We start from the raw sequence: 10520 nt of genomic DNA, 5'->3' as shown, positions 1-10520 counted from the left end.
CCTCGGCGGGGTGCGCCTCGGGCGGCGCCGGCTCCGCGCCGCCGGAGTCGGTCTCCGGGACCTTCGCGCTGGTCCGCATCGACGGGCGCCTGCAGCCCCTCGACGCCGGCCGCGCCGGAGCGGCGGACGGGACCGCGGGGGAGTGCCCGGTGGAAGGGCGCGGCCGCGTGGAGCTCAGCTCCACGAACCGCTTCGAGCTGGACGTGCGGCAGCGGAGCCCGTGCGCCGGGGAGGTCACGCGCGAGCTGCGGGGGACGTACTTCCGCCGCGGCGAGTACCTGGGGTTCGTGGCGACGCTCCCGAGCGGCGCCACGGTGCGGTTCCAGGGCACCACCAACGACACCACGGTCGTGGTGCGGCTCACCGGCGCGGAGATCGTCTTCGCGCGCGGGGGGGTGCCGCCCGGGGCATGAGGCCCGCTCCGCCCCCGCGCGAGGACAGGCTCCAGTTCGTATTCGCCTTCGTCATGGTGTACGGCGCCGTCCTCTTCCTGGTCCGGCCCGACCCGACCCCGGCGCAGGTCCGGCTGCGGCTGGGGATGATGCTGGTCGGCGCCCTGGGCGTGGCGGCCGTGGGCTGGCGCAGGCGGCGCCGGTAGGCCTGGAGCCTGAGACGGCGTCCGTGGGAGGACGGAGAGCCGCGTGCGGACGGCTGACGTACGACGTGATCGCGGTGGACGTATTGGAGGCGAACGGGAGCGAGACTATGATGCTACATGATTTCGGCAGGACCCGCGTGGCGGCGCTGGCCGCCTGCGCCACCCTGGGCGTGGGGGCATGCGCGCACCCGGCCCCCACGGCGCGCGGGCCGGTGACCTGGGACGAGGTCGCGGCCCTCCCCGTCCCCGCCCCCGACCACCGGATCGCCTACGGCGCGGACCCGCTGCAGTTCGGCGAGCTGCGCCTCCCGGAGGGGCCGGGACCGCACCCGGTGGCGGTCTTCATCCACGGGGGGTGCTGGAGGTCGCAGTTCGACGTCCGCCACGTCGCCAGCGCCAGCGCGGCGCTCGCCCGGGCGGGGGTCGCCGTGTGGACGCTGGAGTACCGGCGGATCGGCGACCCGGGCGGAGGGTGGCCGGGGACCTTCCAGGACGTGGCCCGGGGCACGGACCACCTCCGCGAGCTGGCGCGGAGGTACCCGCTGGACCTGGACCGCGTCGTGCTCGTGGGCCACTCGGCGGGCGGGCACCTGGCGCTCTGGCTCGCGGCCCGCCGCAACGTCCCCTCGTCCAGCCCGCTCGTCTCGGGCGACCCGCTCCCCGTGCGCGGCGTGGTGCCCCTGGCGGGGATCACGGACCTGCGCGCGTACGGCGCCGCCCCGGGGAGCTGCAACGCGGCGGTCCCCCTGCTCCTCGGCGGGTCCCCGGCGGAGGTCCCGGACCGCTACGCGCAGGCCAGCCCGGCCGAGCTCCTCCCCCTCGGGGTGCCGCAGCGGCTGCTGCACGGCGCCCTGGACGCCATCGTCCCCGTGGAGCAGAGCCGGGAATTCGCGGAGCGGGCCTCTGCGCGCGGGGACGACGCGCGGCTGGTGCTGGTCGAAGGGGCCGGGCACTTCGACCTGGTGGCCCCCTTCTCGCCGGCGTGGGCCCGGGTGGAGGAAGCGGTGCGGTCGCTCCTCGCGCCGCGCTGACGGGGCCGTTGCCGCAGACCCTCCGGGCAGGAGACGCGCACCAATGGAAAGGCAGCCCTACCACGTCTTCCTGGAGAGCTGGGGCGCAGAGATGGGCTCCATCGAGTGGAGGACGCCCTTCCCGCCGGAGTGCCGGGAGCGGGCGCTCCACGCGCTGCGCTCCGGCCGCTGGCGCGCCTGGAGCTACGCGCGCGACGTGCTGGGATGGAGGAACGAGGAGGCGGTGCTGGCCTGCCGCTTCATCGAGCTGGCCTTTCTCCACTGGATGCGCAGCGGCGGCGAGGACCGCGACGTCCTCCTCGCCCGGCTGGAGGCCGCCCAGGAGCGCGGCCGGACGGAGCTGACCCTGAGCGACGGTGCCCTCCGGCGCGCAGACTCGCTGCTGGAGGCGCAGCTCGGCCGGATCTGACCTTCGGATCGAGGGCGCGAGCCAGGGCGCCTCAGGCGTGACCGAAGTGCTGTCGGTGTCGTCCAGGCGGCAACGGCAGCCACTTCCGGGCGACGGCCGAGCGCCGCGGCAGCCTGTCCGTGTCGGTGCCCTCATCCCGGAGAAGAATTCCGTGCGAAGCAGCCTCGTCCTGACCTTGATGGTTCTCCTGCCGGTCACCGGCTCGCTCTCCGCGCAGGAGCGTCTGCCCGAGCCTGCGCCGCCAGGTGTGCCGAAGAGCGCGTCCAGGGCGCAGTTCCTTTCCGTCGCGCACACGGCCGTGGCGACCTCCGCCGGGCTCGCGCTCCTGAGCCGGGGCACGGAGTCGGACCTGTACGCGATCCCGGGGTTCTGGCTCTTCGCCTACGGTGCCGTGGCCGCTCCGTCCGCGGGCAGCTTCTACGCCCGGGACCGGGAGCGCACGCAGACCGGGCTCGCCATCCGCTCCGCCGGAGCGGCGCTGGTCGTGGCCTCGGCGTGGAGCCAGATCCTTTCCCCCCGGTTCGACCTCGACAACCCCGACGGCGGGGAGTTCCGCTGGGACGCCCTGAACGTCGCCGGGGTGGGCGTCATGGCGGCAGGGGCGGCGTACAGCATCGCCACCGCTCCCGCCTCCGTCGAACGGTACAACCGGAGGGTGGTGGCGGGAGCCGCCCCTCGCGTCTCCCTTTCGCCCGCCTACGCCCCTGCGACCGGGAGCGTGGGTGTGCACATGGGAGTGCGGTTTTAGCGCCGCCGTGGCGTATCGATCCCCGCCCTGTCCGGTGGCCTGAATGTATTCCACCTGTCTCTACTGCAGGGCCGGCCTGGGCACGAACGAGTCCGTCGAGGCGTTCCAGGTGGGGCGGCGGCTCGCGTTCGATTCCGCGAACGGGCGCCTGTGGGTCGTATGTCTCCGGTGCGGGCGGTGGAACCTGAGCCCCCTGGAGGAGCGCTGGGAAGCCATCGAGCAGTGCGAGCGCCACTTCGGCAGCACCCGCCGCCAGGTGAGCACCGGCAACGTCGGGCTGGCACGCGTCGGCGACGGCCTGGACCTGGTCCGGATCGGCAAGCCCCTGCGTCCGGAGTTCGCCGCGTGGCGCTACGGTGACCAGCTCCTCCGCAGGCGGCGCCGGCACCAGGTGGAGGGATGGGCCGGTGCGGGCATCTTCCTGGGCTTCTTCGTCGGCGCGGTCCCGCTGGCCTGGCCGGTCATGCTGTCGCTGGCCGGGTACGACCTGTACCGCAACCGGTCGGTGGTCGTCCGGGCCACGACCGGGAGCGGCGACGTGCTCCCCATGTCCCGGGCGCAGGTCCGCGCGCTCCGCCTGCTCCCGAGCGACGGGCCCGAGGGCTGGCTGCTCCGCGTGGCGCACCACGGCGGAACCACCGAGCTGAGCGGATCGGAGGCCTTTCGCATGGCCGGCCTCGCGCTGCCCCACCTCAACCAGAAGGGTGCCGCGCCGTCGCAGGTGAACGCGGCCGTGGAGGAGATCGAGCGCGCCGGCGGACCCCAGGCCTACTTCAGGACTGCCGCGCACAGGCTGGAGAAGGAGAGGAACGACGGGATCTGGGTGGACCACGACTACCGGATCGGCAAGGCGTTGACGGAGCTCCGCCTGGCGCTGGAGATGGCGGCGCACGAGGAGGCGGAGCACCGTGCGCTTGAGGGCGAGCTCCATCTCCTGGAGCGGGCCTGGAAGGAGGCCGAGGAGATCGCCTCCATCGCCGACGCCCTGCTGATTCCGGTGTCGGTGCGTGAGAAGCTCCAGCGTCTCCGCGGCGGCCGGGCACCCGCGTCCGATGACGATGCCGCCGAGGCCGGCACCGCTGGCCCGTCGTAGCCTGCTGCTCCGCCACACCGCATATTCAGCCCCTCCTGACCCGGACCGGCGTGCACCTGCTCCCCGCGCTCCTCGAGATCCGCTTCCCCTGGATCGACCCGGTCGCCCTGGACCTCCCCGGTCCGGTGGACGTCCGGTGGTACGGCCTGGCCTACCTGCTCGGCTTTGCCGCCGCCTACGCGCTGCTGCTGCGGATGTCGCGCGACGGCTTCATCCCGCTGGACCGGGAGGGCGTCGGCGGCCTGGTGACGGCGGGCGTGCTCGGCGTCGTCCTGGGCGGTCGGCTCGGCTACGTCCTGTTCTACGACTTCGCGGACTTCGCATCCAGCCCGCTGCGCATCCTCCGCGTCTGGGAGGGCGGGCTCTCCTTCCACGGCGGCGCCGCCGGCGTGATCGTCGCCGCGTGGTGGTACGCGCGGAGAGAGCGCCTGGGATTCCTGCGGCTGGGGGACGCGGCGGCGCTGGTGGCGCCCTTCGGCCTGTTCGCCGGGCGCGTCGCCAACTTCGTCAACGGAGAGCTGTACGGCCGCGTCGCATCGCCCGACGTCCCCTGGGCCATGCGCTTCCCCACCGATCCGGCCGCGCTGCGGCGGCTGGGAGCGGAGGGAGGCGGGATGCGGAGCCGGGAGGAGGCGATCGGCGCCGCGTACCGGTCCGGGGCGTGGGAGCGGGTCCGCGAGGAGGTGCCGCTCCGCCACCCCTCGCAGCTCTACGAGGCCGTGCTGGAGGGGGTGGTGCTGGCCGCGGTCCTGTGGGGCGTCTACGCTTGGATGCGGCGCCGGGGGCGGACCCTCCCTCCGGGCACGTACGGGGGGATCTTCCTGCTGGGATACGGGCTCGCCCGCTCCTTCGTGGAGCTGTTCCGGCAGCCGGACGCCCAGTTCCGCTCCGCCGACGACCCGGTGGGGACGGTGCTCGGCCCGCTCACCATGGGGCAGGCGCTCAGCGCGGTGATGGTCGTGGCGGGGCTGCTCCTCGTCGCGCGCGCCCTGCGCCCGCGGGCCCACCCGGACTACGGCGTGGCGGAGCCGCTGGAGCCGCCGCTGGGCTGATCCCCCTCCGCTCCGGCGCCCTCCCGCGCGGCCTTCCGGATCGCCTCCTCGTCCGCGCTCCCGCCGCCCTGCGACCGCAGACCGGCCTCCCGGCTCTCGCGGACCACCCGCTCGCGGTCCGTGTTCTGCGCCCCGCCTGCGGCGTCCGTGCCACCGTCATGCTTCTGCTCTGCCATGCTTCCTCGCTCGAAAAACGAGATACAGGGGAAGCGCCCGGCGCCGCACGAATCGGGCCTCGCACCAGGTAAGAAACTGCGGGGAAAGCGGTTGTGCGCCCCGCCACGTTCTTCGGGGCCGTTCGCGGCGTACGCCCGCCGTTGTGCGCGAACGCGCTCGCACGCAGATTGCGGCCCCTCCGCCGTGGGGCCGCTTCGCCCTGGATGGCGCAAAGGTCTTGGCGGGGGCTCCGCAAGGGCGTACTTTGCGGTGGAGCGGTCCATTCCACACATCACAGCACGCAGGGTAGAGAAATGGCGAGGGAAACTGGGACGGTGAAGTGGTTCAACCCGGAGAAGGGCTTCGGCTTCATCACGCGCGAGAATGGTGAAAAGGACGTGTTCGTCCATCACAGCGCCATCCAGGGCAGCGGCTTCAAGACGCTGGACGAGGGCGAGCGCGTGGAGTTCGACGTCGTGCAGGGGCAGAAGGGCCCGGCGGCTGAGAACGTCGTGCGGCTGGACGCGCCCCAGGGCGGCGGCTCCTCCGGGGGGGGCTACGGTGGTGGTGGGGGTGGCCGCGGCGGGCGTGGAGGTGGTGGTGGCTACGGCGGCGGAGGCGGTGGTGGTGGGTACGGCGGCGGCGGTGGTGGGGGCGGCCGGGACCGCTGGTAGAACCGGACCGTAACGCGAAGAGACCCGAGCCGGCGGCTCGGGTCTCTTCGTTCAGAGGGACATGCCCTGTGGCGGACTAGAAGTCCATCCGGCGCGCGGCGCGCTTGCGGTCCTTGTGCCGGCGGCGCTCCGCCGCCTTGGACTTCGCCTTGCGGGCCTCGCTGGGCTTCTCGTAGAAGCGCTTGCGGCGCATGTCCTTGAACATCCCCGAGCGGATCATCCGGCGGCGGAACTGCTTCAGCGCCCAGTCCAGACGATCGGTCTCTTCCAGCTGAATCTCGACCACGTCAATCCTTCCGTAGGAGAGCGAAATAGGGAGACCCGTCCTTCGCGTCCAGGCGCGTGGTGGCGATCTCCGGTTTGCCATCCTCAAAGCTATCCTCTTTCGGCGCCCAGGTCAACGCGGGACCTCCGGATGACCACGGAGCCCGCGTTCCCGCGGCCCGCGCGTGCCCCCCGCGAGCCGCACCGCTATACTCCCACTGGGGTGTACGTGCACGGGCATTCAGCGGGAGGGACACATGGAGCAGCGGTTCGAGTTCGAGGGCGCGGAGGTCCGCGCGCTGCTGGAGGAGTCGCTCGCGGCGGACGAGCGGCTGATGACGGAGGCGCAGCGGTACGTGGCGGCGGGCGTGGACCTGCACGCGGAGGACGCGGCGCCGGAAGGCGAGGTGGAGCACCCCGGGACGGGCGCTCCGCCCGGGCTCTGGCTGATGAACGACCGCGGCGTGTACCTGCGCAGCAACGCCCGGGGGCGGGACGACGGGAGCGTGGCGTATGCCCGCGGCTACCGCGCCGACGTGCAGGTGGGCGACGAGCCCACGTGCGAGTTCATCGACGCGGCCACCCTGGAGCAGCTCCGCCCCGGCGACACGCTGGTGGTCACCCTCGGCGAGCGGAAGATCCGCCTGTCGCTGATCCGGCCTTAGACCGGGAGCGGCCATAAACGGAAAAGGCCCGCCGGAGCGGGCCTTTTCTATTGGGAGACACGACGGGGAGGGATTTTTGAAGCCCGATTCGAGAATCGTTGGGTGGCAGCCCCTTGGGTTCCGCCGCGCCCTCTCGGGCACCGCGTCCGCCGCGGGAGGTGTCCCCGGCTTCAGAACTATCGGCTCAAAAAACGAAGCTCCCCACCATGTCTCAACGGCCTTAAATATATACCTTTCTCGTGTTTACGCAAGACCCGCGTCGCTCTCCCCGCCCCCGGCGCGGAGGAAGGGGACCAGGCGGTCCTGCAGGAACTCCTCGGTGACCTGCACCAGCGAGGTGGGGTTCATGGCGCTGATCGGCTCCGGGTTCCCGGAGCCCAGGTTCAGCTCCACGTACAGCCGGCGCACGTCCTCCAGGAACGACTCCACCCGCACCTCGGCCTGGAACTGCTCCCCCGGCGTCTGCCCCGGGGGGAACACCAGCCGCATCCCGCCGCCCAGGATGGGCCGGCCGAACACGGAGAGGTCGTCCGTGGACTGGCCCAGGCGCCGCTCCCAGAGGTACTGGAAGGAGTGCTCGGTGCTGGAAGCGAAGAGGACCCGGATCCCGGTGTTCCACCCCAGCACGTTCTCCATCTCCGGCCAGACGTCTCGCGCCACGTCCGTGACCTCGTGCGCGGCGTTCGCGAAGTCGGAGGCGGAGGCGGCCGGGACCTCCGGCGCGAGGGCGGTGGCGACCACGAGCTGGCTGACGGCCACCGGCTCGGCGCCGCCGGCCACCTGCCCCGTGGCGACCTGCACCTGCAGCACCGAAGGCTTCTCCCGGACCAGGATCAGCCCGGCGTCGCCCTGCTCGGCATGGTCGAAGCGGATCCCCTCCTCCTCCAGCCGGGCCCTGAAGGCGGCGAGCCGGTGCTCGTCCAGCTCGAGCGCCGGCGAGACGATGAAGCCTACCGTGAGCTGGATCGTCTGCCGCGAGTGTTCGATCATCGGTCCCGGTGCCTGGGTGCGGTGCGGACCCCCGGGGCGGGGCGTCCGGCAAGCGGCCCACACGTTAGCGGGGTGCTCCCGGCGCGTCAATCCGCCGGGGAGCGTGCGCTCCGGCTCCCGTACGGCGCGCCGACGCGCGACGTGCCGGCGGTCGCGATCCGTCTAGCCTGGCTGCGCCACGACCCGCGCGGTCGCTGACGACAGCCCGGACCGGCACGCGTAAGCAATTGTAGGAACACAACTTGCAAATGGAACGGGCGCCGGGCTTAACGGTATACAAACAGTAGACACCTGGCAGCGACCGATCATCCGAACCGCAGAGTGTTCATGGAATCATACTTCCGTCCGATCGCTTCCCTGGCCGCCCTGGCGGGCGCGCTCCTCACCGCCGGCTCCCCCGCGACGGCGCAGGACGAGCCGCTCCGCCTTTCGGTGGACATCTCCGAGCGGACGCTGTACGTGTGGGGCGGCAACGTGGAGCCGCGCGAGTACCCGGTGGCGGTGGGAACCAGCGAACACCCCACGCCGAAGGGGAGCTTCACCATCGAGAAGATCATCTGGAACCCGGCGTGGGTTCCGCCGCCGAACGCGGAGTGGGCGGAGGACGAGGAGCGCCAGGAGCCGGGCGACCCCGACAACCCCATGAAGGCGGTGAAGATCTTCTTCGACCAGCCGGACTACTACATCCACGGCACGGGCGCGACGGAATCGCTGGGGACGGCGGCGTCGCACGGGTGCGTGCGGATGGACCCGGACGACGCGGAGGAGCTGGCCCGCATCCTCATGGAGCACGGCGGCGAGTCCCGCAGCTCCGGGTGGTACCAGACGGTGAGCAACGACCACAAGACCCGCACCGTCCGGCTCGACGACCCGATCCGCTTCACGGTGGCGCCGTAGCGGACGGACGACCGGAAGGTCGGAACGGAGCCGGGGCCGCCCATGCGGTCCCGGCTCTTTCGTCTGCGCTACTGGGGGATCTCTTCGCCGCCCGGGAGCAGGGGGCGCTTGCTCTTCAGGTCGAACCCGTAGCCGTCCGGGAGGACGTGGACGATGGAGTCGGTGAGGGCGAGCATCTCCGCACCCCCGGCCTGTGGCGCGTTGGTGTGGGTCACCCGGCCGTTGAAAACCATCACCACGCCGCCGCCGATCACCGTGAAGCGTTCGCCGGGGACCAGGTCGAGCGCCGTGTTCTCGTCGATCCCGATTCCCAGCACCTGCGGGTTGTGCGCGAAGATGGTCAGCAGCCGGCTCACCCGCCCGCGCTGGTTGAAGTGCGTGTCCACCACGGTGTCACGCCAGAAGCCCAGCCCCGGGGCGAGCTCCACGTCGTCCCGCCGCACCGTCCCCTCCGGCTCCCCGCCGATGAGCATGACGCTGCTCATGGCCGCCGCGCCCGCGCTGGTCCCGGCCACCACCATCCCGTCGCCGTAGAGCCGCTCCCGGACCCGCTCGCTGAACTGCGTCCCCGCGATGAGCGCGGTGAGGCGGAGCTGGTCGCCGCCGGTGAAGAACACCGCGGTGGCGCGCTCCACGGCTTCCAGGTGCTCCGGGTCGTCGGCCTGGTGGCGGTCGGCGATGGACGCCCCGTACACCTCCGCCACCCCGATCTTCTCGAACAGCTTGCCGTAGGTGCGCACCTTTTCCTCCGGGCACTCGGAGGGGGAGGAGCAGACCACGATGCGCGCCTTCTTCCCACCCGCCATCTCCACCAGGTGCGGGAGGATGCACATGTGGCTCTCGTCCGGGTCCTCCGCCCCCCCGATCACCAGCAGGCGCCCGTTGCTGCCCCTGCGCCGCCGCTCCGCCGCCGTCTCGTCGCTCTTTCTCGTCATCCGGATCCGTCGTTCGCAGTCGAATGGTTCAGCCCTGGCCGCCGAAGCGGCTGGAAGGCGGGCCGGACACGCCGGGCCGGAGCACGAACAGGTCCCCGGATTCCACCGCATCCTCGACCTCGTCCTCGCTCATCCCCACGGAGGCGGTGGTGACGTACAGGTCGTCGCCGCCGCTCCCGCCGAAGGCGCAGCTCGTGGGGCGCGGCACCGGGAGGCGCACCCGCAGCAGCTCGCCGCCGTCCGGGGCGAAGCGGACCAGGCAGCCGCCGTCGAACTGCGCGGACCAGACGCACCCCTCCGCGTCCACCGTGAGCCCGTCGGGGGTGGGGTCGCCGCCGGAAAGGTCCGCGAAGACGCGCCGCCGGGACAGCGCCCCCGCGTCCGGGTCGAAGTCGTAGGCGTAGATGGTCTTCGCGCCGGAGTCGGTGAGGTAGAAGACGCCCCCGTCCGGGCTCCACCCCAGCCCGTTCGACATGGTGAGTCCCCCCACCACCTCGCGCACGCTCCCGTCCGGGTCCACCCGGAAGAGCGCGGCGCCGCCCTCCTCCTTCGACAGCGACCCCACCCAGAGCCGGCCGCGCGCGTCGCACTTCCCGTCGTTGATGCGGAGGCCGGGGCGCTCCGGGAGCACCGTCGCCAGGCGCTCCAGCTCGCCGGTGCCCGGGTCCAGCAGAGACACGTCGCGCCGGAGCCCCAGCACCACCCGGCCGTCCGCGGTGGGGTGGGCGCACCCCACCGGCTCCCCCACCTCGTAGACGGTGTCCTCGCTGCTCCCGGGGTCCAGGCGGTGGACGCGGTGGTTGTGGATGTCCACCCACCAGAGGACGCCGGCCTCCGCGTCCCACGACGGCCCCTCGGCGAGGCGGGCGCGGGCGGAGAGGGCGTTGCGGAGGGGGACGGTGCCGGGGGACGTGTTTCGGTCGGTCATCGCGGCGCTCAGGGTCGGGGCGGCGCGCCGCTGGTAACCCGGGTGGCGACCTCCTGCAGGCGGACGCGGGCGTCCGCCAC

14 protein-coding genes and 1 pseudogene are annotated in these 10520 nt (G+C 72.6%); 10 read left to right on the top strand and 5 right to left on the bottom strand.

Annotated elements, in window-relative coordinates; translation table 11 throughout:
* The 7 genes from VGR37_19560 to lgt form a co-directional block, all read left to right on the top strand.
* Positions 1-413: hypothetical protein (locus VGR37_19560; protein ID HEV2149607.1), on the top strand; the 413-nt coding region annotated here is incomplete at its 5' end.
* The gene (locus tag VGR37_19555) at positions 410-598 is read left to right on the top strand and encodes a hypothetical protein (GenBank protein ID HEV2149606.1); all 189 of its coding nucleotides are present in this window, start codon (positions 410-412) and stop codon (positions 596-598) included. The genes VGR37_19560 and VGR37_19555, both read left to right, overlap by 4 nt.
* A 23-nt stretch (positions 599-621) precedes the next feature.
* Positions 622-1629, top strand: coding sequence for an alpha/beta hydrolase (locus VGR37_19550; protein ID HEV2149605.1), 1008 nt, complete (start codon positions 622-624; stop codon positions 1627-1629).
* Positions 1630-1672: 43 nt separating this feature from the next.
* Positions 1673-2038, top strand: a complete 366-nt coding sequence (locus tag VGR37_19545; protein HEV2149604.1) for a hypothetical protein — start codon at positions 1673-1675, stop codon at positions 2036-2038.
* Positions 2039-2189: 151 nt separating this feature from the next.
* Positions 2190-2786, top strand: a complete 597-nt coding sequence (locus VGR37_19540) for a hypothetical protein (protein HEV2149603.1) — start codon at positions 2190-2192, stop codon at positions 2784-2786.
* A gap of 43 nt (positions 2787-2829) precedes the next feature.
* Positions 2830-3879, top strand: coding sequence for a hypothetical protein (locus VGR37_19535; GenBank protein ID HEV2149602.1), 1050 nt, complete (start codon positions 2830-2832; stop codon positions 3877-3879).
* A 50-nt stretch (positions 3880-3929) separates the two neighbouring features.
* Entirely contained in the window at positions 3930-4931 is a 1002-nt protein-coding gene (lgt, locus tag VGR37_19530) for a prolipoprotein diacylglyceryl transferase (GenBank protein ID HEV2149601.1), read from the top strand.
* Here lgt and VGR37_19525 read toward each other — a convergent pair.
* Positions 4892-5107 carry a hypothetical protein gene (locus VGR37_19525; GenBank protein HEV2149600.1) on the bottom strand — a complete coding sequence of 72 codons (216 nt, stop codon included), beginning with the start codon at positions 5105-5107 and terminating at the stop codon, positions 4892-4894. The genes lgt and VGR37_19525 overlap by 40 nt on opposite strands.
* Positions 5108-5401: 294 nt before the next feature.
* Between VGR37_19525 and VGR37_19520 the strand changes: the two are divergent.
* Positions 5402-5608 (top strand): annotated as a pseudogene (locus tag VGR37_19520) (cold-shock protein).
* Positions 5609-5837: 229 nt separating this feature from the next.
* Here VGR37_19520 and rpsU read toward each other — a convergent pair.
* Complete coding sequence (gene rpsU / locus VGR37_19515) at positions 5838-6047, bottom strand: 30S ribosomal protein S21 (protein ID HEV2149599.1); 210 nt, start codon at positions 6045-6047, stop codon at positions 5838-5840.
* A gap of 235 nt (positions 6048-6282) precedes the next feature.
* Between rpsU and VGR37_19510 the strand changes: the two genes are divergently transcribed.
* The gene (locus VGR37_19510) at positions 6283-6690 is read left to right on the top strand and encodes a hypothetical protein (GenBank protein HEV2149598.1); all 408 of its coding nucleotides are present in this window, start codon (positions 6283-6285) and stop codon (positions 6688-6690) included.
* A 243-nt stretch (positions 6691-6933) separates the two neighbouring features.
* Here VGR37_19510 and VGR37_19505 read toward each other — a convergent pair whose 3' ends face one another.
* Entirely contained in the window at positions 6934-7680 is a 747-nt protein-coding gene (locus VGR37_19505; GenBank protein ID HEV2149597.1) for a hypothetical protein, read from the bottom strand.
* A gap of 327 nt (positions 7681-8007) precedes the next feature.
* On the opposite strand from VGR37_19505, the gene VGR37_19500 reads away from it, so the two are divergent.
* The gene (locus VGR37_19500; GenBank protein HEV2149596.1) at positions 8008-8577 is read left to right on the top strand and encodes a L,D-transpeptidase; all 570 of its coding nucleotides are present in this window, start codon (positions 8008-8010) and stop codon (positions 8575-8577) included.
* Positions 8578-8645: 68 nt separating this feature from the next.
* Here VGR37_19500 and VGR37_19495 read toward each other — a convergent pair whose 3' ends face one another.
* Entirely contained in the window at positions 8646-9512 is an 867-nt protein-coding gene (locus VGR37_19495; GenBank protein HEV2149595.1) for a cyanophycinase, read from the bottom strand.
* 28 nt (positions 9513-9540) lie between these two features.
* Positions 9541-10440: an SMP-30/gluconolactonase/LRE family protein gene (locus VGR37_19490; GenBank protein ID HEV2149594.1), complete on the bottom strand. Its 900-nt coding sequence runs from the start codon at positions 10438-10440 to the stop codon at positions 9541-9543.
* Between the last annotated feature and the right edge of the window lie 80 nt (positions 10441-10520).

It is taken from the genome of Longimicrobiaceae bacterium (assembly GCA_035936415.1).
Lineage (GTDB): Bacteria > Gemmatimonadota > Gemmatimonadetes > Longimicrobiales > Longimicrobiaceae > JAFAYN01.
The sequence above is the reverse complement of the archived record's forward strand: the minus strand, read 5'-3'. Positions and strand labels throughout refer to the sequence as shown.